The organism is Amycolatopsis sp. NPDC049868 (genome assembly GCF_044461365.1).
GTDB lineage: Bacteria > Actinomycetota > Actinomycetes > Mycobacteriales > Pseudonocardiaceae > Amycolatopsis.
The window spans coordinates 1341289-1363632 of the sequence record NZ_JBITKV010000001.1; the positions used below are offsets into that span (position 1 = coordinate 1341289).

20 protein-coding genes are annotated in these 22344 nt (G+C 69.4%); 15 read left to right on the top strand and 5 right to left on the bottom strand.

Features of this window, described 5'->3' with window-relative positions; translation table 11 throughout:
• Window positions 1-211: 211 nt before the first annotated feature.
• On the top strand, window positions 212-721 hold the full coding sequence (locus tag ACIBTM_RS06425) for a hypothetical protein (protein ID WP_395875506.1): 510 nt from the start codon (window positions 212-214) through the stop codon (window positions 719-721).
• Entirely contained in the window at window positions 718-1641 is a 924-nt protein-coding gene (locus tag ACIBTM_RS06430; RefSeq protein WP_395875507.1) for a hypothetical protein, read from the top strand. Before ACIBTM_RS06425 ends, ACIBTM_RS06430 begins: the two co-directional genes overlap by 4 nt.
• A gap of 6 nt (window positions 1642-1647) precedes the next feature.
• On the opposite strand, the gene ACIBTM_RS06435 is transcribed toward ACIBTM_RS06430, so the two are convergent.
• Window positions 1648-2514, bottom strand: a complete 867-nt coding sequence (locus ACIBTM_RS06435) for an alpha/beta hydrolase family protein (protein WP_395875806.1) — start codon at window positions 2512-2514, stop codon at window positions 1648-1650.
• A gap of 151 nt (window positions 2515-2665) precedes the next feature.
• On the opposite strand from ACIBTM_RS06435, the gene ACIBTM_RS06440 reads away from it, so the two are divergent.
• Entirely contained in the window at window positions 2666-3745 is a 1080-nt protein-coding gene (locus ACIBTM_RS06440) for a DnaJ domain-containing protein (protein WP_395875508.1), read from the top strand.
• A gap of 71 nt (window positions 3746-3816) precedes the next feature.
• Here the strand turns inward: ACIBTM_RS06440 and ACIBTM_RS06445 are convergent, their stop codons facing one another.
• Window positions 3817-6315, bottom strand: coding sequence for a M14 family zinc carboxypeptidase (locus ACIBTM_RS06445; RefSeq protein WP_395875509.1), 2499 nt, complete (start codon window positions 6313-6315; stop codon window positions 3817-3819).
• 235 nt (window positions 6316-6550) lie between these two features.
• On the opposite strand from ACIBTM_RS06445, the gene ACIBTM_RS06450 reads away from it, so the two are divergent.
• Together ACIBTM_RS06450 and ACIBTM_RS06455 are read left to right on the top strand one after the other, a co-directional pair.
• Entirely contained in the window at window positions 6551-7240 is a 690-nt protein-coding gene (locus tag ACIBTM_RS06450) for a DUF998 domain-containing protein (protein ID WP_395875510.1), read from the top strand.
• 92 nt (window positions 7241-7332) lie between these two features.
• Window positions 7333-7998 carry a class I SAM-dependent methyltransferase gene (locus ACIBTM_RS06455; protein ID WP_395875511.1) on the top strand — a complete coding sequence of 222 codons (666 nt, stop codon included), beginning with the start codon at window positions 7333-7335 and terminating at the stop codon, window positions 7996-7998.
• Here the strand turns inward: ACIBTM_RS06455 and ACIBTM_RS06460 are convergent.
• Complete coding sequence (locus ACIBTM_RS06460) at window positions 7904-8545, bottom strand: hypothetical protein (RefSeq protein WP_395875512.1); 642 nt, start codon at window positions 8543-8545, stop codon at window positions 7904-7906. The genes ACIBTM_RS06455 and ACIBTM_RS06460 overlap by 95 nt on opposite strands.
• On the bottom strand, window positions 8542-8853 hold the full coding sequence (locus ACIBTM_RS06465) for a hypothetical protein (RefSeq protein ID WP_395875513.1): 312 nt from the start codon (window positions 8851-8853) through the stop codon (window positions 8542-8544). The genes ACIBTM_RS06460 and ACIBTM_RS06465 overlap by 4 nt, the downstream gene beginning before the upstream one ends.
• A gap of 383 nt (window positions 8854-9236) precedes the next feature.
• On the opposite strand from ACIBTM_RS06465, the gene ACIBTM_RS06470 reads away from it, so the two are divergent.
• The 4 genes from ACIBTM_RS06470 to ACIBTM_RS06485 are packed head-to-tail and all read left to right on the top strand — an operon-like array spanning window position 9237 to window position 12928.
• Window positions 9237-10529 carry a helix-turn-helix transcriptional regulator gene (locus ACIBTM_RS06470; protein WP_395875514.1) on the top strand — a complete coding sequence of 431 codons (1293 nt, stop codon included), beginning with the start codon at window positions 9237-9239 and terminating at the stop codon, window positions 10527-10529.
• Complete coding sequence (locus tag ACIBTM_RS06475; protein WP_395875515.1) at window positions 10526-11275, top strand: hypothetical protein; 750 nt, start codon at window positions 10526-10528, stop codon at window positions 11273-11275. The genes ACIBTM_RS06470 and ACIBTM_RS06475 overlap by 4 nt, the downstream gene beginning before the upstream one ends.
• Window positions 11266-11862 (top strand): dCTP deaminase, encoded by a 597-nt coding sequence (gene dcd / locus ACIBTM_RS06480; protein ID WP_395875516.1) that lies wholly within the window; start codon window positions 11266-11268, stop codon window positions 11860-11862. The genes ACIBTM_RS06475 and dcd overlap by 10 nt, the downstream gene beginning before the upstream one ends.
• Entirely contained in the window at window positions 11846-12928 is a 1083-nt protein-coding gene (locus ACIBTM_RS06485; protein WP_395875517.1) for a thiamine-monophosphate kinase, read from the top strand. Before dcd ends, ACIBTM_RS06485 begins: the two co-directional genes overlap by 17 nt.
• A 68-nt stretch (window positions 12929-12996) precedes the next feature.
• Here ACIBTM_RS06485 and ACIBTM_RS06490 read toward each other — a convergent pair whose 3' ends face one another.
• A complete protein-coding gene (locus tag ACIBTM_RS06490) occupies window positions 12997-16251 on the bottom strand; it encodes a S8 family peptidase (protein ID WP_395875518.1) in 3255 nt (1084 codons plus the stop codon).
• A gap of 214 nt (window positions 16252-16465) precedes the next feature.
• Here ACIBTM_RS06490 and fabG point away from each other — a divergent pair, with 214 nt between their 5' ends.
• From fabG to ACIBTM_RS06520, 6 genes are all read left to right on the top strand, one after another.
• Window positions 16466-17227 (top strand): 3-oxoacyl-ACP reductase FabG, encoded by a 762-nt coding sequence (fabG, locus tag ACIBTM_RS06495; RefSeq protein ID WP_007029803.1) that lies wholly within the window; start codon window positions 16466-16468, stop codon window positions 17225-17227.
• A 3-nt stretch (window positions 17228-17230) separates the two neighbouring features.
• Window positions 17231-17683 carry a MaoC family dehydratase gene (locus ACIBTM_RS06500; RefSeq protein WP_395875519.1) on the top strand — a complete coding sequence of 151 codons (453 nt, stop codon included), beginning with the start codon at window positions 17231-17233 and terminating at the stop codon, window positions 17681-17683.
• 91 nt (window positions 17684-17774) lie between these two features.
• Window positions 17775-18800, top strand: a complete 1026-nt coding sequence (locus ACIBTM_RS06505; RefSeq protein WP_395875520.1) for a phosphotransferase family protein — start codon at window positions 17775-17777, stop codon at window positions 18798-18800.
• Between the two features lie 2 nt (window positions 18801-18802).
• Complete coding sequence (locus tag ACIBTM_RS06510) at window positions 18803-20026, top strand: acyl-CoA dehydrogenase family protein (protein WP_395875521.1); 1224 nt, start codon at window positions 18803-18805, stop codon at window positions 20024-20026.
• The gene (locus ACIBTM_RS06515) at window positions 20023-21204 is read left to right on the top strand and encodes an acyl-CoA dehydrogenase family protein (RefSeq protein ID WP_395875522.1); all 1182 of its coding nucleotides are present in this window, start codon (window positions 20023-20025) and stop codon (window positions 21202-21204) included. The genes ACIBTM_RS06510 and ACIBTM_RS06515 overlap by 4 nt, the downstream gene beginning before the upstream one ends.
• A complete protein-coding gene (locus ACIBTM_RS06520) occupies window positions 21201-22316 on the top strand; it encodes an acyl-CoA dehydrogenase family protein (protein WP_395875523.1) in 1116 nt (371 codons plus the stop codon). The genes ACIBTM_RS06515 and ACIBTM_RS06520 overlap by 4 nt, the downstream gene beginning before the upstream one ends.
• The last annotated feature ends 28 nt before the right edge of the window (window positions 22317-22344 follow it).

Here is a 22344-nt window from a genome sequence, read left to right on the forward strand (position 1 = left end):
CCTCCCTGTTAGTTAGTAAAGTTTCTTAACATAATTTCGGGCGTGTCGGAAGTCCACGCGACGAAGTTGTCGTGCACCGGTCCACCCGGATTTGCCCGAAAGGGCGGAATCCTCAGGAATACGCCCGAACGGAGCAACCCGTTACGTATCCGGGCCCCGTCATTCCGCGTCTTTACCCAGAAGGACGTCTTCCCCAAGGACGGTGAGGTCCATGAAACGGCTGTTCAGCGCGGCGATGGCGATCGCCGCGCTCGGGTTCGCGACGGCCTGCGGCGGGACGTCCACGCCCCGCGACACGGCGCCGGGCGATCTGACGACCGACAGCGGGATCACCACGGAGACGGCCCCGACGGCGTCTTCCGAGGCGACCCCGACGGGACCGGGCACCGATCGCGGCCCGACGAAGGACTCCCCTCCACCCGGCGTCGTGCCCGGGAGCCCGATCAAGTACAACAGCGACCTTCTCGGCACCGACCCCACCACCGCCAAAGGCGCGATCGAGCAGAACCTCGAGCGCCTCTGCAAGAGTTCCCGGCGGTGCGGGGTCTCGGTCACGATCGTGGGAGAAGGGAACTGCATCCGCAGCATCGGCCCGAATCCGGTCCGGCCGGGCAAGACGATCACGATCCGGGCCAGGACATGCGAAACCGAGACCACGGAGCAAAGCTCGGCGCCGCCGAAGTCGGAAAGCACGAAGCCGAGCGAAACCACGGGCGGATGAGCACCCGGCGGCCACTACGCCGGGGCCTGCGCGCCCCCGCACCGCCGGAGCCCGAAACCGCGGCAGGCCCTTCGCACGCGCTCAGGCTGGTCGGCACCGTGCTGGCCAATACGACGCTGCTCACCGCGTTGCTCTACTACTTCGGGCTCGTCTACACGCAGACGTACTTCATCTACTTCCGCGTGCACTACACCCTGCTCGGCCAGACACCGGACGAGATCTTCGGGCGCGGGGTCGACGGGGTGCTCCTGCCCCTGACCGCCGCCGCGGGGGCCGCGCTGCTCTTCCTCGTCCTGACCCGGTTCCTGAAGATCCGTCTCGGCGAGGGTCCCTGGGCCCGGCTGCTGCGGATCTGCTCCCCCGTCGCGGGTGTCCTCGGCCTCGCGCTGCTCGCCGTCACGACCGCGATCGCCCTCGACCCGGAGCCCTTCCGCGAACGCCCCGGCGCGCCGGGGATCGGCTTCGCGATCGGGGTCCTGATGGTGCTCTTCTCCTGGCGTCACTGGACCTCGCTGAGAACGGGGAGCACCCGGTCGAGCGTCGCGGAACTGGTGACCGGCTACGTCCTGGTGAGCATCGGCCTCTTCTGGGCGGTCGGCGACTACTCGGGAGCCGCCGGCATGAGCCGTGCCTACGAGGCCTCCGTGGTGATCGCGACCAGACCGGCCGCGACCCTGTACAGCGCGGAAAGCCTCAATCTCACCGCGAGCGGTGTCCTGCAGGTGAAATGCGCCGACCCCGGATCGGCCTACAAGTACCGGTACACCGGACTGAAGCTGCTGCTCCAGTCCAGTGGCCAGTACGTCTTCCTCCCGGCGAACTGGCGGGCTTCGACCGGCGTCGCGTTCGTGATCCCGAAAACCGACAAGCTGCGCCTCGAATTCGGCCCGCCCCGCTCCGTCCCGCCGCCCGGCTGCTGACGTGCGTCAGCCCAGGTGGGCCGCCAGCCACTCGGTGACCGTGTCGTCCACCAGTTTCGCGATCGGCAGCTGCGGTGCGGGCTCGATACCCGGATCTTCGGCCAGCGGATGGGCGAGACCGGGCACCCCGGCCAGGCGGACGTCGTCCGGACGGGCGTACCGCTCGCGCAGCGCGGCGACCAGATCTCCGGCGTCGGCGCGCAACGACGGATAGTCGTCCTCGCCGGAGACGAGCAGCAGCGGAACTTGCGTTTCCCGCGCCGATATTTCACCCGATCGTGCGACGAAGTCGAGCTGATCCGCGGCCTGCTCCGCCTCGGCGTTCCACGGATACGGCTGTTCCAGCAGGCCTTCCACCAAGCCGACCACCGAACGCGCCCGCACGGCGGGGTTGATCAGGGCCGCCGCACGGACCGGGATCTCCCGGGTGGCCAGGATCGTCAGCGCCACCGCACCACCCAGCGACCCGCCGACGACCGCCGTGCGGGACGTGTCGAAACCGAAGCGTTCACGCAGTTCGGCCAGTGCGGCGGGGAACTCCAGCGCCGCCTGGCGGACGAACGGGTCGACGTAGGCGAGCATCGCGTCACGCCGGGCTCGTTCGACCACGGCGTCCATGGCGCCGTCGACCATTCTCGCGCCGCACAACGGCATTCCGAGATACACCCGCCACGCGGGCACCCCCGCCAGCGGCAGCGCGGCCGCGAACGCGGCGTCGGAACGGGGCGAATCGATCATATGCCAGGCGACGACCACCGGCGCGGGTCCGCTGACCTCGGCGGATGGCGGCAAGACGGTGAACGGCACCCCCGCGGCCGTGCCCGTGACGGGTTCTTCCACCGCGTTCCTTCCTCGTGTGCTGTCGATCTCCACGATATCCAGGACGCGGCGGAGGCGGACCTCGTTCCGCCACAAGCGAAACAGTATGCCCGCGACGTCACCCCGACGCGCCGCGGAGGTGGTTGCGAGCGCGCGGCGGCGGCCGAATAGTGTTGCGGCCCGGCCCTTTGGAGGTGAACCGCCCGTGCCCGACGTCGACTATTACGAGGTGCTCGGCGTGGGCAAGGCCGCCTCGGTCACCGAGATCAAGACCGCGTACCGGCGGCTGGCGAAGTCGCATCACCCGGACACCGGCGGATCCGCCCTCACGTTCCAGCTGGTCCGCGAGGCCTACGACACGCTCAGCGACCCGATGCGGCGCGCGGGCTACGACGCGGGCGGGCGCTCGGTGCGCGCCCCGATCCGGCCGCGGCCACGGCGTCGCTTCGGCGAAGAACCGGGCTACGAGCCCGAGCCGGTCGTGATCGATCCGGACGACCTCGAATGGTGGGAATTCGCCGCACAGGACGAACGGGTGCGCCACGGCCGCCGTCGCGGCCCCGGGCACACCCCCGTGGTGGCGGCGGTCGGCGGGATGGTGCTGGTCCTGCTGCCGGTGCTGACCGGCGTCGGGTTCTCGGCCCCCACGCTGATCGTCTGGCTGATCCTGACCGCCGGCACCGCCCTGCTGGTACAACGCCTCGCGCGCGGCTATCTGGCCGCTTCCCGCGCCAAGAACCGGTTCGCCGCCGAATTCGGCGGGAAGCGCGTATTCGGCACCCCCGGCGTCGAAACCGACGAACTCGCCGAGCGCCTCACCGCCGACATGCTCGAGCGCTACCTGACCCGGCTGCCCGGCGCGCGGATCTTCCACGGCCTCTCGTGGCCGGACTCGGTGTTCGCCGACGTCGACCACGCGGTGCTGTGCGGGAAGCGGCTCGTGCTCGTGGAATCGAAGCTGTGGCTGCCGGGACACTACGAAACCGGGGACGACGACCGCCTGCTGCGCAACGGCCGCGCCTTCCGCGGCGGCGGGAGCAGACTGACCGAAAGCCTCGCCGAGTTCCGGCGGGTCCTGCCGGGGGTCGCGCTGCGCGGGGCGATGATCGTGTACCCGAGCCGGACCGGTGAGATCACCACGGATCTCGAAGACCCCTCCCCCGCGCCGCCGATGACGCCGGAGCAGTTCCTGCACGAGATCGGCGGCTGGCTGGCGGCGGAGCCGTCCACTGTGGACGCGGCGACGATGCGGGTGGTGCGGAACCGGGTGGTCGGCACCGCCTGAGCTCTCTCAGATGCAATGAACGGTCCTTTCCTTGCAAAATTCGCAAGGAAAGGACCGTTCCTAGCACGCAACTATCGGCCCGAGCGCTCCTTCATGGCACGCGCCGACCGGGTGCAGACCTCACCGACGTCGACCGTCTGGCCGCGGTCGATGTACACGTCCGCCAGCCCGACGAGCTTGCCGTTCGGCGACGTACAGGTCAGCTGGTACGCCTCCTTGGGACCGTAGGTCGGCGGGATCGGCGACTGGAACGACACACCGCCGGTCCAGTCGTCCACAGTGGACGGATTCGCCTGCGAGTAGTTGACCAGCACGGCCCGGTAGTCCCCGGCGGGCGGGTCGTACAGGATCGCGTGCTCTTCCGTGGTCGAACCGTTCGCCGACGACGACACCATGTTGCCCGCGGCGTCGAAGACGTACAGGTCCCAGTCGGTGTCCTGGCTGGCCCACTTGACGTCGACGCTGAACTTCCCGTTGTCGACCTTGGGGAGCCCGTCCACGTGGAACGTGAAGCTCTCCGAGGCCGGGTCGGCCGGGTAGTTCGTGTTGATCGCCGGGACCCCGGCCGGGTTCACGGCCTGGATCGGCGACTGCGCCGGTCCCTGCGGTTCGCGGCCGTAGCGGCCCGCGACGTAGGGGCGGGTCGACGGGTTGATCGACCACGCGAACCGGCCACCGGTCGACGACAGCGACGAGTTCAGGTCGTCGGTCACGTAGATCGGCGGCTTCGTCGAGCCGTCCGGCTGCACCACCGGGGAGGTCGGCGTCTGGAAGGTCTTGTGCAGCTTCAGCTGGTAGCCCTTCGGCGCCGTGCCGATCAGCGTCGAGTGTGCCGCCGGGTCGGCGGCGTTGGCCAGCATGTCCACGAAGGCCTGCCGGTTGCCGCCCTTGCCCGCGCCCGCGGCGGGGGCGACACCGGTGTACTCGGCGACGACACCCTCGGCGAACGGCGGGTGGAACTCGTTCGGGCCGACCTCGAAGGTGAAGCCCCAGCCACCGGTGGCCCAGTACGACCAGTCCTCGGTCGAGCCGGTCGTGTCGTAGAGCGCCCACGACGGCTGGCTGGTGTATCCGTTGCGCGAGGCCATCTTGTCGCCGAGCGCCTTGTACGCCGGCTCGTCGAGCGGCGGGCGGACGGCGGCGACACCCGGGACACGCAGCACCAGGTTCGAGAAGGTGTGCAGCGTGATCAGGTTGGTCACCTGGCGGTTCGACACGATCGAGCGAATGTTGCGCGTCTCGGGCTCGGAGAACGGGCCGGCGCCGCGGAACGTGTCGCTGCGCCACAGGGTCGACGCGCCGACGCCGCCCCAGAATCCCGCGTAGTTGCGGTTCGGGTCGGTGCCGCGTTCACGGCCGCCGGGGTTGGCCTTGCAGACGCCCGTCGCGAATTCCTTGGGCGAGTCGTTGACGTTGCAGTTCTTGCGCTTCATCTCGTAGTCGAAGCGCGAGAAGTCGCCCTTGGGCTCGGCCTCACGGGAGATTTCGAAGCCGTCGGGGTTGACGATCGGCACGATGATGTTGCGCGTCCGGCCGACCAGACCGCGGATTTCGGCGTTGTTGCCGGTGTAGCCCTTGACCAGTTCGTGGGCCCATTCCATGGCGTGCTCTCCCGCCGGCCACTCACGGGCGTGGTGCACGCCCATGGTGAAGTTGACGGGTTTGCCGTCGGCGATGTTCTTGACGTCGGTCGCGATCTCGAGGCCGAGGACGTCACGGCCTTCCCAGGTCGGCTGCGGCAGTGTGAAGGCCGTGACGAGCCGGGGGTTCTTGCGGGCCAGTTCCTTGACCTCGAACTGGTAGTCGTAGAGGTGCCGGTAGCTCGTGCGCCCGGACGGCAGGGTGGAGCCCGGCGTCTTCGCGGCGTACTCGCGGTCGGTCTTGGCGTTCTGGATCGACCGCCCCGAAAGGTCGGCGTCGACCACCTTCGATTTGAAGCCGTTGTCCGCCAGCGTCTTGCGGTCGGCGTCGTTGGCGAGGACGACCTCGACGCCGGTGGCGTCGGCCTTCTCCGTGACGTCCAGTCCGAGCCGGAGCAGCTTGTCCTTGTCCTGCTTGGCGGGTGTTTCGACGCGGACCAGTTCGGCGCGCTGCGGCGCGGGCGGGGCACCGGTCGGGGTCCCCTGCGGCGTGAGCGCGAGGAAGTCGATCCCCAGTACCGCGTCGCGCGTCCGCCCGTCGTACCGGCAGGTCTGCACGACCAGCTTCTGGTCCTTCTTCACGAAGCCTTCGGCGAGCTCGTGGCTGCGCAACGCGGCGGACGCGGCGACCACGGCACCGGTGGCCTTGTCGAAGACCGCGACGTCCCAGTCGCCCTCGGTGCCGCCGCGCGGCGCCAGGCGCGCCTGCAGCAGACCGTCTACTGTGGACGTGAACTCGCGCCGATCGGTGCCGGAAGTACCCGGCTTCTGCAGCGCGGCGAAACAGGAACGTGGCACGGCCTGGTCGGCTCGCACCACGTTGTCCGCGGCCCCCGCCGTCGTGGCCGACGGAAGTGCCACGAAGGCCCCGGCGAGTACCAGGGTCGCCGCGGTCCATCCCGCTCTTCGCCGGTTTGGTGAATACCCCACAGACTGACCTCCTTGGACAGTCCGGTGACCGGGTGAGGTCACCGGTAGCGAGACCCTAGACCCGCGACCCCGCCGGAGGGACCCGCCACAAGTCGGCTACACCTCTTTCGGCCCAACGATCTCACCGTCCGTGCCGGAACGATCACCGGTACGCGCGCCGTGGAATGGGACTTTCCTGTCGATTCCGACAGCTCGGCCTAAGAAAACCTTCAGGTTGGGTGGTTACCTTTCAACCATGACGACGCCCCAGGTCACCGCCAGGTCACCGCTGGCCCTGCTGGCCGCCGTGGTCTCCGTCGCCGGCGGAGCGCTGCTGATCCTGCTGCTGCAGGTCCTCCCCGCCACCAGCGACATCAGCCCGGTCCGCCGCACCATCAGCGAGTACGCGCTCAGCGAGAACAAGTGGATCTTCGACGTCGCGGTCCTGCTGGTCGCGTTCGGCTCGGCGATCGGCTTCGGCGCGCTGATCCGCCGCAAACACCTTCCCGCCCTGTCCGCGGCATCGATCTTCTGCGCGCTCTGGACGGTGAGCCTGGTGGTGATCGTGGCGTTCCCCAAGAACAACTGGGCGATCGGGCCGAGCACCGGCGGGACGGTGCACCGGATCGCGAGCGTCGTCGCCTTCGTCTGCCTGCCGCTGGCCGTGTGGTTCGCGGCGAAAGCCGTGTTCCCTTCCTCCCCCGCGCGACGTGCCGTGACCCGGGTGCTCGCGGTGGCGGCCCTGGCCTGGTTCGGCGTGATCCTCGGGGCGATCGTGGTTTCGATGAACGGCGGTGAGCCGTGGTGGCGGGCGATCCCGCTCGGACTGGTCGAGCGCGCGATGGCGCTGACCGGGCTGGTCGCGCTGGCGTCACTGCTCATCCCCGCGCGTGTGGTCACCGCACCGGTGACGGAGCAGGCCGAAGCACTGGAGATCGCGTCCTGACCGCCGAGCGCCTCGCCCGAGCCTGGGACGAAGCCGCCGACGGTTACGAGGCGTACTACGTCCCCCGGTTCGCGCCTTGGGTCTCCGCGGCGGTGCATGCCCTTCCCCGGGCTCTGCCCGAGGGCCCCGTCCTCGTCCCCTGCTGCGGGACCTTCCCGGAACTCGACGTGCTCGCCGGGCATCTGCCCGGCCGCGAGATCGTCGGCATCGATCTGTCCGCGGGGATGGCCGCGAGGGCCAGGAACCGGGCCGCGGGCAACGCGCTCGTCCGCGTCGTCGAGGGCGACGCATCGGAACTCGACCCGGGCTCGGCCGCCGCGATCGTCTCGGTCTTCGGCCTCCAGCAACTACCCGAACCCGATACCGCGCTCCGGTCCTGGACCGGCGCGCTGCGCCCCGGCGGAGTGCTTTCGGTCGTCTACTGGCCGCACAGCACCGAACCGGGCGGAGCCTTCACGGTGCTGTCCGAAGTACTCCGGGAACGTGTCCCGGCGGGCGACCGCTCTTGGGAAGAACGGCTCGTCCCCGCACTGGAAGGCGCCACGCTCGAACGGGACGAGCCCTTGTCGTTCCCGATGGTCCACCCCGACGCGGACACGTTCTTCACCGCGCACACCCGTTCGGGGCCGATGCGGCCGCTGGCGGACGCGCGCGGTGAAGAGTTCATCGCCGTGCTGCGCGAGGAATTCCGGCGAAGGGCGCCGGAAGGGGAATGGCGGCACCGTCCGTCTGCCCGGCATATCGTGGCGCGGGCGTGAGCTCGGCGGTGTCGACGGTGTCCTTGCGCAACCGCGCCGTGCACACCGAAAGGTGCACCACGTTGGCACGCTTGTGGTGGCGGTACACGTGGACGTCGGTGGCGAAGCACGCCGCGGCCAGCAGCGCCCGCCGCTGCTCGATGCGCTCGTAGCCGACCCCCGCCGGGCAGAACACGGTGACCTCGACCTCGTCGCCGCGCGGCTTGGTCCACAGGATCACCGGCAATTTGCCGTCGAGGGTGCACACCCTGGCACGGGCGAACCCGGTCCGCAGCCGGTGCTGCACGACGATCGAGCGGAGCCGGTCACGGAGGAATCGCCGCGCCGATTTCCAGTAGAACAGCCAATTCGCGATACCGAACAGCACGACCGCGCCCCAGATCGGGCCGGCCGCCTGGAAAAGCGCGAACAGCGCGTACGGGAGAACGAGGAGCGCGCCGATCTCGTATCGCCAGTGATAGAGGGCGGTGACCGGGTTGGGCCTCCTGACCACCGTGATCTCCCTGGCCAGCTCGGCGATCGCCTGGGGTTCCTGCCAACGGCTCATGACCTTCCTCCTGTCCGTCCGGCGGTTTGCTCGGCGGCCACGGCCGCCGCGGGAATGGAGCGGACGACACCGGCACCGGCGCAGTCCGGGCAAACGGCGTCCTCGTAGGGCCACCACCCCGTGCCTCCGCACGGTTCGCACGCGTGCACGGTGTCCCAGCGGGGATCGCGGTAGACGCGGCGCCTGCTGTTCGGCACCCGGGCCACCTGCCAGCCGCGAGCGGCCGCTCGCGCGTCCTCGCCGGACGCGAAAAGCCATTCGTGGAAGCGTTCGAGAACGCGATCGAACCAAGATCGGGGCGCTGCCATGTGGTTCTCGTGGTGGGACATGAGGTTCACCCCCGATGCTGCGAAGCACTGACTCGGGTGGCACACACGATGCCTACTCCGGCATTCGTGTGGCCCGCAGGCGACACGAACCGAAACGGATGCACAGCGTCACATTCAGATGGCTGACAGCATCCGCTATTCGGTCGTGCCCTGTTCGGACCAACCCTCGCGACCGGGTGGGTCCCGCACCCCAGGACCTGGTAGAACAGGGCCGGATGCGACCATTCGCCGTCCGTGACACGACTTTGACCGACGCGCCAGCGCGGTCCGATACGGTTGCTGTACTCTCCCCGTTGTGTGCACGTTCAGTCACCGCCCTACTTTGCCTACTAAAGGTAGGTAAGCCTGTGTCTAGTGCCTACATGGAGCCTACATCGGCCGGACGGCGGCCGGTAAGCCCCGATGCGGAAACCGTTACCGCGTCGGGTGTCGGACGTGAGCTGCGGCGGCTGCGCAAGGCCGCGGGTGAAACCCAAGCGGAAACGGCCCGGATCATCGGGGTGACCAGGGCGAACCTGACTCAGTGGGAGACCGGCAAATACCTGCCGTCGACGCACAACGCCCGCCAGCTCGACGACCACTTCCGCGCCGCGAACGCACTGTTCACCCTGGTCGAGACGGCCCGTTCACCGCAGGAACACACCCCGGCCATCGTCGGCGACGCCGGCGTCATCGACACTTCGCGGTCGCTGTTGCAGGTGTTCCACACCGTCGGCGCCAAACTCGCCGAGCGCCTGATCCGCGACGAGCACGGGAAACCGCTCGGCTGGCGGCACAACCTGCAGAAAAGCACCGGCCCGAAGGCACTCAGCACCGCCTACGGGATCAACACCATGCTGGTGGTAGGCGATCCCTACATCGACCTACATATGCTCGCCGAAGATCTCTACCGGCTCCAATCGGCACACGGCTGGCGGGGCCGCGCGGGCGGCAGGCGACCGGAGACCACCGCGTCGGTCGTGGACGCGCTCTTCCGCACCAGCACGATGTCCGCCGATGAAGGGCTGGACCAGCTCGAGGGGTCGCTCGACCCCTACAGCAGGACCCGCCCGTACCTGTTGTCCGCCGTGCTGCACACGGCGGTCCGGCTGCGGCCGGACGCCCCGCTGACCGACCGGCTGATCGACGCCCTCCTGGCGGCCCGCCTCGACTTCGACGGCTCACGCCTGTGGCCGGAGAAGAACGAGGCCGGACTCGTCGCCCCCGAGGCCTCGGTGGTGCACACCGCGCGGTCGGTCGTCGCCCTGCGGGACTTCCTGCGCAGCCGTGAAGATCGCAACGACGTCCGGGAGGCGGCCGACGAAGCCACACAATGGCTCATCGATCGGTCCCATTCGGACGATGGCGTGGCCGAGGATCTCGAAAGGCCTCGGCCCGACGGGGAAGGAACGACCCGGATCATCATCCGGCACTTCACCTCCGCCTGGGTCGTCCAAGCGCTCGCCACCGCCCCCTTCCTGCCACTCCCCCGGCTCAACCGGGCGCTCGGAACCCTTTGGGAGCGCTACGACGCCGACCAGGGACTGTGGGCCTGGGGAAGCGGCGATCTACCCATCTGGCAGACCTTGGACGCAGTCACCGCGCTCCGCGCGGCCGCATTCGCCGCCGCGGGGCCCCCGCTCAGCCCTCCCGGAATTCCAGGTACGACTCAATGATCGACACCACGCCATCGACCCTCGCCGCCGTTCCGGCGGACGCGCACGCGTTCCTCGGTGAGGTCACCGGCGCCCGTCCCGGCCACGGTGACGCGGACCTTCCCTGGCTGCGCGCGGTCGCGCAGCGGGTCCAGGACTCCCCCGGCGTTTTTCTTTCGTGGCTCGAAGAAATCCTCGGTGACGAAGAAGCCGTCCGCGCCGCGGCGAAGCGTTCCTACTGGCATCCCAACGGATTCGCCAAAATGGTGCTCCACGCCTCGCCCGATTTCCGGATCCGGCTCCACGTCTGGCCGGAATCCGCGGAACCGTCCCGCGGCGAGTCCAATCCGCACAGCCATCGGTGGGAATTCGCCTCGACCATCGTCGCGGGTGAAGGCCTGCACATGGTCGAGTTCCACGAAACGGCCGAAGGCGGGAAGCCGTACGACCGGTATCGCTACGGCGCCGACCCGGCGAATCCCGCCGCGTTGCTCGCGGACGGCGAAGCCCGGCTCGAAGTGGACAAGACCCCGCACGCCCGGCTCGGCGACGTCTACTCGTGCGACACCGGCATCGTGCACACCGTGCGGCCGATCGCGGCGGGACTGACCGCGACGGTGGTGATCCAGGGGCCGCATCGCACCAGCACCACCGTCGTCTACTGCGAGCCGGGCGAGTCCGACGACCAGCCCAACGGCGAACTGACCGAGACCGATTTCCGCGTCCTGGTCGGCGCCGTCGCGGAAGCGGTGGCGTCATGCCGCTGAGCTGGCCCGCGCCACGCCGCGGCATCCTGACCGACCGGACCATCAGACGCGCGCACCGCACCGGGGAACTCACGATCACCCCGTTCGAGCCTGCTCTCGTCCGCCCCGCCGCCATCAGCCTGCGGCTCGGGCACGAGGCGTTCGCACTGGAGTCGACCGGGACCGTCGACATCGCCGACCGGAGCACCTATCCGGAACTCCGGCCGAAGGAACTCGACGCCGAAGGCCGGCTGTGCGTCGAACCCGGCGAGGTCGTCCTCGCGCCGACCCTGGAGAGGATCGGGCTCTCGGAGAAGCTCGCCGGGCTCGTCGACGGCACGAGCGACTACGCGCGGCTCGGCATCAGCGTCGTCCTTTGCGGACAGGTCAGCCCCGGTTTCGGCAGTGCGAAAGGCGCCGTGCTGACCTTGGAGATCGTGAACCACCTGCGGCATCCGGTACTGCTGTACCCCGGAACGCGGATCTGCAACCTGATGCTGTTCGCCTCCGCCGGAAGCGAACAGCCCTATGGCACGCTGCCGCACAACTATTCCAGCGACCACAACGTGGCCCCGTCCCGATTGGCGGATCATGTCGGCCGTAACTGAAATCTCGCCGGTCGGCGACGACGTCCCGCTCGGCGACCTCGGCGAGCACGCGATCCTGGAGCACATCCTGCGGCCGCGCTACGGCGGTGTCCGCGGGTTCGGTGACGACTGCGCCGTCCTCGACGCCGAAGAGGGGCTTCGCGGCGAGCTGGTCGCCACCACCGACAGCTGCCCCACGCCGCTGGTCACCATCCTGGGTGAAACGGATCCCTATCACGCCGGGTGGCTGCTGGCGACGATCAACCTGTCCGATCTGGCGGCGGCCGGCGCCACGCCACTCGGCCTGGTCGTCAACTACACCTTGCCGAAGACGACCACGGCGGGCGAATTCCGGCGGCTTCTCGACGGCGTGGACGACTGCACGAAGGTGCACGGGACCAAGGTCGTCGGCGGCGATCTCCGGGACGGCCCGGTCCGGCAGCTCACCGCAACCGCGATCGGCCGCTGCGTCCCCGGCGGCAGGCTCGGGCGCATGGGTGCCGAGGCCGGCGATCGCCTGCTGCTGGTCGGTTCGCCCGGTTACCTGTGGTCGTACGCGCTGCTCGTCGAAAAGCAGGCACGGCTCTCCGATTCGCTCGTCGCCGAGATCCGCGAGCGCGCCTGCGAGCCGATGGCACAGGTGGCCGCCGGGAAGGCGCTCGCCACGGCGGGGCTGGCACGCGCCGCGATGGACGTCTCGGACGGTCTCTTCCCGACCGTGCGGACCCTCTGCGAAGCCAACGGCCTCGGCGCGCGGGTCACGACGGCCATCCGGCTGGACGAGCCGCTCGCCGACGTCTGTGCGCAGTCGGGACTCGGCCGCTTCGAGCTCGCGCAGGCTTGGGGTGACTGGACGCTCGTGGTCGCCGTGCGGCCGGAGGACGTCGAGCTCGCCAAGAAGACCCTCGCCGGCGAAGGCGTCGCGGCGCAGGAGATCGGCGTGCTCGTTCCCCGCGAGGAAGGCATTTCGCTGGACGACGGCGAGCCTTGGGAAGGGATCGCGCAGGAGCGGTTCTCGCCCAGTTCGTGGCACGGCGGCGAGCTGCCGAGGCTGATCACCGAGGTGCTAGGCACGCGGGCGAGCTGACCTGAAGTACATGAAGGCCCCCTTCCTTGCGCCTGGCGCAAGGAAGGGGGCCTTCATGTACCGGGCACTTACCGCAGCCGATAGGCGTTCACAACCGTCTGCGTCACCGAATTCCCACCGGAATCCGTCGCGGACAGCCGCAAGGAGACGAACCGGGCGGAACCGAACGGCGGCGGCACCACGACGGCCTGCCGCCGTTCACCGCTCCCGAAGACGGGCTGCCGGTGCCAGGTCTTGCCACCGTCGAAAGACGCCTCGGCCGTGACCTGCCGGACGCCTCCCGTCGGCCGCTCGACCTCGATCGGGACGGCGAGCGGAAGCAGCCGCCAGGCGTCGTTGGCCAGGCCGAGCGACGGTGTGGCCCGCAGCGTCATCAGCGGCAGTGGCGTCTCGACGGCCGTCCGCTGCGAACGGAAGTTCCACGACACCACCACGTTGCTCGACAACTCGGCGTTGCCGCCGTCCGGCCGTTTCGCGTCGACGGTCAGCGTGTACTCGCCCGCTTCCGGCGGCACGGTGAAGGTCACCGGGCCCGAAACCGGCCAGAGGTGGCCGGGAACTTTGGGCACGGAGCCGATTTCCTCCCCGTTCCGCAGCAGCCGGGTGGTGCCCTCCACCGCCGACACGCTGACGTGCTCGCCGCGCGCCGCGAGCAGCGGGAGCAGGACGCTGAAGGTGTCGCCGTCGCGCACCGTCCTGGTCAGTTTCGCCGGCGTCGGCCCCACGACAGCGCGATTCCACTCCTCCCGGACCCGTTGCCCCGCACGGTATTCGACGCCCTCCGCGGTCTCCTGCGTGTCGCTCCAGACGCCGTTGGTGGGAAGCCGATCCACGAGGAGCCGCTTCAGCCAGCGGATCTTCCCGGTGCTGTAGAACTCCTCCCGTGTCGAGGGCAATTTGGCCTGAGCGGTGAGGAACCAGGCGTTGCCGAGGTCGTTTTCGTTGTCGTACGGCGAAGGCAGCACGTGCAGGTTGCCCCATTGCTCGCCGGTCGCGGCGTAGGTGGCGGACACCTTGGCCAGCTCGTGGTCGCGCACCCGGTACGCCGAAACGTCGGGAACGCGGCCGTTGCTCGGGAACTGCAGGTTGTAGACGTAGGGACTGTTCTCCGACCTGCCTTCGCTCGTCTGCTTGCTCAGCATCGTCGTGACGAGGAAGTCGAAGTCGGGCACGGCGGTGCGGGTCGGTGCGACGTAGGCGTACTGCTCGTCGTGGAAGAGCCTCGGCTGGTACCACGAATAACTCGCGCTCCCCCGGCCGGCGACGCGTTCGGAGAAGGCGACGATCTGGCCGTTCGAGCCGGCGTCCCGGCGGTCGGTCCGCACCGTCACCGGTTTCGCCAACCGCCCGTCCAGCACGACCTCCCGGTCGCGATCGAGCACGAAACCCGGTTCGCTGACCAGGCTCGCCCCTGACGTCTCGGAGATCTCCGAGACGAACAGGTACCGGCCTTGCGGCAGCCGGATCGGGCCACCGCCGTCCACCGCGGACAGGATCTTCCCGTTGCCACTGTCCAAATTGGTCACGAACACGAAGCCGTTCGCCTTGCCGCCCTTGCGGTCGATGAGCTTGACGTCGGCCGAAAACACTTCGCGCTGGAGGTCTGCCCCGAGAAGGCTGCGTATCTCCACTCCGGCCGCGGTGGCGAGCAGGGTGCCGCCATAGGTGCCACGCGGCTTTTGCCCTGGGCTCACCGAGATCACCGCGGTCCCGGTCCCGCCTGCGGGCACCGTGATCCTCGGCCGGTCCACCGAGAACAGACCGTCGGCCGCCGGTTTCCCGCCCTCGTCTCGGACGTCGAGCCGCAGATCCAGCTCGACCGGGGCGGCACCGCCGTTGCGATAGGTGATCTCCCGGGTCAGCGGTTTCGGATCGGCCACCGGGATGGTGCCGAAGGCCAGCGTGGTGACGTCGGCGTTCACGCGCTGCCCGACCGCTTTGGCGACGTCGGCTCGTCCCGTTCCCTGCTGGAAGACGGTCAGCCCATCGGTCGGCTTCGCGGTGCCCGTGAGCCCGGCCTTGATCCGCTCGGGCCCCCAATCCGGATGCTGCTGGACGAGCAGCGCGGCCGCGCCCGCCACGTGCGGTGTCGCCATCGAGGTGCCCGACATCGGCTGGTGTTCGCCGCCCGCCTTGGCCGCGACGATCGCCACTCCCGGCGCGGTGATCTCCGGTTTGACCGCGTTGTCGCCGCGCCGCGGCCCCCGGCTGGAGAACGACGCCAGCGCGTCGGCCCGGTCCACTGCGCCGACGGTGAGCGCCGCGTCGGCGCTGCCCGGCGACCCCACCGTGCCCGCCCCGCGTTCCCCTTCGTTGCCCGCGGCGATCACGAACAGCACACCGTGCTCCTTAGTGAGCCGGTTCACCGCGGCTTCCAGCGGGTCGATGTCCGCGCCGTCCTCACCGCCGAGACTCAGGTTGATCACCTTGGCGCCCTCGGCGACCGCCCACTCCATCCCGCTGATGATCTCCGACCAGCCGCCGCTGCCGTCGTCGCCGAGCACCTTGCCCGCGAGCAGCCCTGCGTCGGGCGCCACCCCCTGGAACCGTCCGCCGGACCCGAGGATCGTCGAGGCGACGTGGGTGCCGTGGCCGTGCCGGTCCGTGGGGTCCCCACCGCCGGAGAAGTCCTTGGCCGCGACCACTTTGCCCGCGAGATCCGGGTGGCGGGCGTCGACTCCGGTGTCCAGCACGGCGACCTTGACGCCCTTGCCGGTGAACCCGCTCCGCCAGGCCTCCGGCGCGCCGATCTGCGGCACGCTGCGGTCGAGGTTCGCCTTGACCCTGCGGTCCAGCCACACCTTCCGCACCGAAGCGGCACCGGGACCGGTCAACGAGGACCAGAACTCACCCGCGCGTTCCTTGGGCTGGGCAAAAGCGGTGGCGCCGATACTGTCGAGCCGCCGCCCCGCGGCGGCCACCGGACCTTCCTGCTGCACGATCAGCGGAAGCGTCGATCGCGCACGGTCGTCGTATCCGTCGGCGAGCAACCGGTCGATGCGGAACAGCCGCTGGTCCAGCACCCCCTTCGCCACAAGCGGCAAGGCGTCGGCCGGGTAGACCGACCAGCCGTTCTTGTCCTGGCCGCGCCGGAAACCCATCCGTTCGCGCCCCGGCCCCGGTTGGACGGCGAGAGCGGGCACGCCGCCCGGCCGCTCCTGCACGGTGACCCGGTCTCCGGTGATCAACGTGAGGGCGCGCGGAGCGGGCAGCGTGTCTTGTTCCGGCGGCTGGCCGGGAGCGGCCGACGCGACCTGCGCGCCGGTCACTCCGAGCACGGTCACCAGGAGCAGACCGGTCAGGACATGGGCTCTTCGGCGCATGTGGCACCTCCGTGTGCGCTCTTATCGGTGGGCCGAGGCTTTCGGAAGTGCAGGTCGGGGCGCCAGACGTCGGGACGATCAGCTCGTCGGGAGTAGCCGTTCGGGCACCCGTGATTACGATCACAGCGAGACTCCTGGCCTGACATCTCTGCAAACCGACCGCTCAGTACGGCAGACTCGACGGCACTTCCACTCGACGACGAGGAGAACACCCGTGACCGAACACCCCTCCCGTGTAGCGATCGTCACCGGCGCCGGCCGCGGCATCGGGGCGGCCGTGGCCAAGCGGCTCGCTTCCGACGGGTTCGCCGTCGGCCTGCTGGACCTCGACGAGGCAGGCGTCAAGCAGGGGGCAGAAGCGATCGTCGCCGAGGGCGGCAAGGCCGTCGGTGTCGCGCTGGACGTCAACGACGCCGCGCAGGTCGAAGCCGCGGTGACCCGGGTGGCCGAGGAACTCGGCGCGCCGACCGTGCTGATCAACAACGCCGGCATCACCCGCGACAACCTGCTGTTCAAGATGACCGAACAGGACTGGGACTCGGTGCTGGGCGTGCACCTGAAGGGCTCGTTCCTGATGACCCGCGAGGTGCAGAAGTACCAGACGCAGGAGAAGTGGGGCCGCATCGTCAACCTGTCCAGCACCTCGGCGCTGGGCAACCGCGGCCAGGTCAACTACTCCGCCGCCAAAGCCGGCATGCAGGGCTTCACCAAGACCCTCGCGATCGAACTCGGCAAGTTCAACGTCACCGCGAACGCCATCGCCCCCGGGTTCATCGCCACCGACATGACCGCGGCGACCGCCGAACGGATCGGCATGTCGTTCGAGGACTTCAAGGCGGCGGCCGCGTCGCAGATCCCGGTGCAGCGCGTCGGCACCCCCGAGGACATCGCCAACCTCGCGTCGTTCCTGGTGAGCGACGGCGCCGGATTCATCTCCGGCCAGGTCATCTACGTCGCCGGCGGACCGAAGGACTGAGCCATGCGCGAATTCGCCTCCCTGCAGGAGTTCGAGAACGCCGTCGGCGAGCACTTCGGCCACAGCGACTGGCTGACGCTCACCCAGGAACGGGTGAACCTGTTCGCCGACGCCACCGACGACCACCAGTGGATCCACGTCGACGTCGAGAAGGCGGCCGAAGGCCCGTTCGGGGCACCGATCGCCCACGGTTTCCTGACGCTGTCGCTCATTTCGGGCTTCGTCGGCAAGCTCTATCGGGTCAACGGGCTCAAGATGGGCATCAACTACGGCCTGAACAAGGTCCGGTTCCCCCAGCCGGTCAAGGTCGGCGCGAAGATCCGGGCGGGCGCCGAACTGGTCGAGGTCACCGACGTCGCCGGTGGCAAGCAGGCCGTCGTCCGGTGGACGATCGAGATCGACGGCGAGCCCAAACCGGCGTGCGTCGCGGAAATGGTCGTCCGGCTGATCGCCTGAGAGAGTGACCTCCGGCACCTGGCCGGACCAGCCCTACCCGACATACCGACTGGTCGGTACTGTTACCGGAAAGCGAGACGCTGGAGGCACCATGAACCAGTCCGACCTGCCGGGCCTCGACCTGGCCAGGCTCAAGGCCCATCTGGACGAGCACCGGCCAGGCCTCGTCCAGGGCGACCTGAGCGGCCAGGTGGTGGAAGGGGGCCGGTCTAACCTCACTTACATCGTGGGTGACGGCCGGTCCCGCTGGGTGGTCCGCCGCCCGCCGCTGGGCCACGTCCTGCCGACGGCGCACGACATGGGCCGCGAGTTCCGGGTGATCTCCGGCCTGCACGGCACGGCCGTCCCGGTACCGGAAACCGTGCTGCTGTGCGAAGACACCGACGTCATCGGCTCGCGGTTCTACGTGATGGAGTTCGTGGAGGGCACCCCTTTCCGCTCGGACACCGAACTGGCCGCGCTGGGGCCCGACCGGACCAAGGCGATCGCGGATCAGCTGGTCGACACCCTGGTCGAGCTGCACGCCGTCGAGCCGGAATCGGTGGGGCTGGGCGATTTCGGCCGTCCCGAGGGCTTCCTCGAACGCCAGTTGCGGCGCTGGAAGAAGCAGCTCGACGGCAACCGCAGCCGTGACCTGCCCGGCGTCGACGAACTCCACGACCGGCTCGCCTCGTCGGTACCGGAATCGGGCAGGCCGTCGATCGTCCACGGCGACTACCGGCTGGACAACGTGCTGGTGAACGCCGACGACCGGATCACCGCGGTACTGGACTGGGAGATGTCCACCCTCGGCGACCCGCTGACCGACCTCGCGCTGCTGGTGGCCTACGCCGAACGCGACAAGGTCTCCCTGCAGTTCGTGTCCAATGCCAGTTCGGCGCCGGGCTATCCGCACAACGACGAGGTCATCGCGCGGTACGCCGAGCGCTCCGGCCGCGACGTCTCCCGGCTCAACTGGTACGTGAGCTTCGCGTTCTTCAAGCTCGCGGTGATCCTGGAAGGCATCCACCTCCGCTACAGCAAGGGGCAGACCGTCGGCGCCGGATTCGACGGCATCGGCTCGGGCGTCGTCCCGTTGATCGCGCACGGCAATGAGACTCTCAAGGAAGAGGGATAGAGATGGACTTCGCCTTCGACGCGAAAACCGAGGAACTGCGGGGAAAGCTCCTCGAGTTCATGGATTCGCACATCTACCCGGCCGAGGCCGTCTTCGAGCGGCAGCTGGCCGAGCGCGACAGCGAGTGGTCGCAGCCGCCGATCGTCGAAGAACTCAAGGCCGAGGCCCGCAAACGCGGGCTGTGGAACTTCTTCCTCCCCGGTGACCACGGCGCGGGCCTGACGAACCTGCAGTACGCACCGCTCGCCGAGATCACCGGCCGCAGTCTCCGGCTGGCGCCGACCGCGGTGAACTGCGCGGCGCCGGACACCGGGAACATGGAAGTGCTCACCATGTTCGGTACCGAGCAGCAGAAGAAGCAGTGGCTGCAACCGTTGCTGGACGGCGAAATCCGGTCCGCGTTCGCGATGACCGAGCCCGACGTCGCCTCTTCCGACGCGCGCAACATCGCCACCAGCATCCGCCGGGACGGCGACGAGTACGTCATCAACGGCCGCAAGTGGTACATCTCCGGCGCGATGAACCCGAACTGCAAGATCTTCATCGTGATGGGCAAGACCGATCCGGACGCGCCCGCGCACAAGCAGCAGAGCATGATCCTGGTCCCCCGCGACACCCCCGGTATGACCGTGAAACGCGGTATGCACGTGTTCGGCTACACCGACGGGGACCACGGCGGCCACGCCGAGGTGCTCTTCGAAGACGTCCGTGTGCCGGCGGAGAACCTCATCGCCGGCGAGGGCGACGGGTTCGCCATCGCGCAAGCCCGCCTCGGGCCGGGGCGGATCCACCACTGCATGCGCGCCATCGGCATGGCCGAACGCGCGCTGGAACTGATGTGCCGCCGGGCGCTCTCGCGCGAGACCTTCGGCAAGCCGATCGCCGAACAGGGCGTGGTGCAGGACTGGATCGCCGAGGCGCGGGTCAAGATCGAGCAGCAGCGGCTGCTGGTGCTCAAGACCGCGTGGCTGATGGACACCGTCGGCAACCAGGGCGCGCACACCGAGATCCAGGCGATCAAGATCTCCACCCCGATCACCGTCGAATGGATCCTCGACAAGGCCGTCCAGCTGTTCGGCGCCGGCGGGGTCAGCCAGGACTTCCCGGTCGCCGAGATGTGGGCGCAGGTGCGGACGCTGCGCCTGGCCGACGGCCCGGACGAGGTGCACAAGCGCTCGCTGGCGCACCGTGAACTCAAGAAGTACCGCGGGGAGACTGCCAAGTGACCACTGTGGACGATCTCAAGCGGCGCGTGGCCGACTTGCTGGCCGCGTATCCGCCGGAAAGCACGCCGCGCCAAGACTTCCTCGACGCGCGGTTCGACGCCGGGCTGGCCTGGATCCACTTCCCCGAAGGCCTCGGCGGCCTGAACGCGCCCCGCTCCCTTCAGTCCGTTGTCGACAAAGAGCTCGCCGCGGCGGGCGCACCGGACAACGACAAACGGCGGATCGGGATCGGCCTCGGCATGGCCGCGCCGACCATCCTCGCCTTCGGCACACCCGAACAGCACCAGCGCTTCCTGCGTCCACTGTGGACCGAACGCGAGGTGTGGTGCCAGCTGTTCAGCGAGCCCGGCGCCGGATCCGACCTGGCCGCGCTGGGTACCCGCGCGGTGCGCGACGGCGACGACTGGGTGGTCACCGGTCAGAAGGTGTGGACGTCGGGCGCGCACAAGTCGCAGTGGGCCATCCTGGTCACCCGCACCGATCCCGACGTGCCGAAACACCGCGGCATGACGTACTTCCTGTGCGACATGACCGCGCCGGGCGTCGAGGTCCGGCCGCTGCGGCAGATCACCGGGGAGGCCGAATTCAACGAGGTCTTCCTCAGCGAGGTCCGCATTCCCGACGCGCACCGCCTCGGCGCCGTCGGCGAAGGCTGGAAGGTCGCGCAGACCACACTGATGAACGAACGGGTCGCGATCGGCGGGACCGAGTTCCCGCGTGACGGCGGCATGGTCGGCGTCGTCACGGAAACCTGGCGGGAGCGCCCGGAACTGCGCACGTCCGAACTGCACGACCGGCTGCTGAAGCTGTGGGTGGAGGGCGAAAGCCTGCGCCTGGTGAGTTCGCGGTTGCGGCAGCAGCTCGCCGCGGGCGCGCCGGGGCCGGAGGGTTCCGCGGTCAAGGTCGCGTTCTCCGAGCTGAACCAGGCCGCGTCCGGGCTGGAGATCGAACTGCTCGGCGACGAGGGCCTGCGCTACGACGACTGGACGATGCGACGTCCCGACGGCGTGAACTTCCTCGGCCGCGAAGCCGGCTATCGCTATCTGCGCGCGAAGGGGAACTCCATCGAGGGCGGCACCTCGGAGGTCTTGCGCAACATCATCGCCGAACGTGTGCTGGGGCTGCCGTCCGAGCCGCGGATCGACAAGGACGTCGCCTGGAAGGACCTGCCCCGATGAGCGACCTGCTGTACTCCGAGGTCGAAGAGGACCTTCGCGCCAGCGTCCGCGACCTGTTCGAAGACCGCGTGGAGCCGGCGGCCCTGATCGCCAGGACCGAGACGGCGGAACCGTACGACCTGAAGTTGTGGCGTACGCTCGCCGCCGACCTCGGCGCAGCGGGTCTCGCCGTCCCGGAGGCGCTGGGCGGGCACGGCGCTTCGGCGCGGGAAGTCGCCGTCGTGATGGAGGAGCTCGGGCGCAGCGTCGCCCCGGTCCCCTATCTCGGCAGCGCCGTCCTGGCGACGTCGGCCCTGCTGGCGACCGACACGTCGCAGGCGGAAGTGACCGAACGGCTCGGGAAACTGGCCGCTGGCACGCTCGTCGGCGCGCTGGCGGTGCCGCTGTCGACCGCGCCCGGCGCCGAGTTCCCCTCGGCGGTCACCGCGGCGGCCGACGGGACGCTCAGCGGCCGGGTCCGCAGCGTCGCCGACGCTTCGGTGGCCGAACTGCTCGTCGTCCCGGCGGTGGGACCAGACGGTCCCGGTCTGTACACGGTCGACGTGGCGTCGGCGGGCGTGACGGTCACCGAGGCCGTTTCCCTCGACCTCACCCGGCGCATCGCCGACGTCGCTTTGGAGAACGTGGCCGCGAAACGCGTCGCCGACTCCTCGGTAGCGGTATCCGCGCTCGACACGGCACTCGTCACCGCGGCGGGACTGCTCGCCTCGGAACAGCTCGGGATCGCCGAGTGGGCGCTGACCGAAACGGTGCGCTATCTCAAGGAGCGCTACCAGTTCGGCCGTCAGGTCGGTTCCTTCCAGTCGCTGAAGCACCGGCTGGCGAACCTGTACACGGATCTGGTCAACGCCAGGGCGACCGCGCGGTACGCCGCCGACTGCCTCGCTTCCGGTGACGACATCCCGATCGCGGTCGCGGTGGCGCAGGCCCGCAACTCCCTCATCGCCGTCCACGCGGCCGAAGAGGCGATCCAGCTGCACGGCGGTATCGGCATGACCTGGGAGCACCCCGCGCACCTGTACCTGAAGCGCGCGAAGAGCGACGAGATCGCTCTAGGCACTCCCGGGCGGCATCGCGCGGCCCTCGCGCCGCTGATCGACCTGCCCGCCTGATCCACCCGGCGGGGTCCGCCCCGGAAAG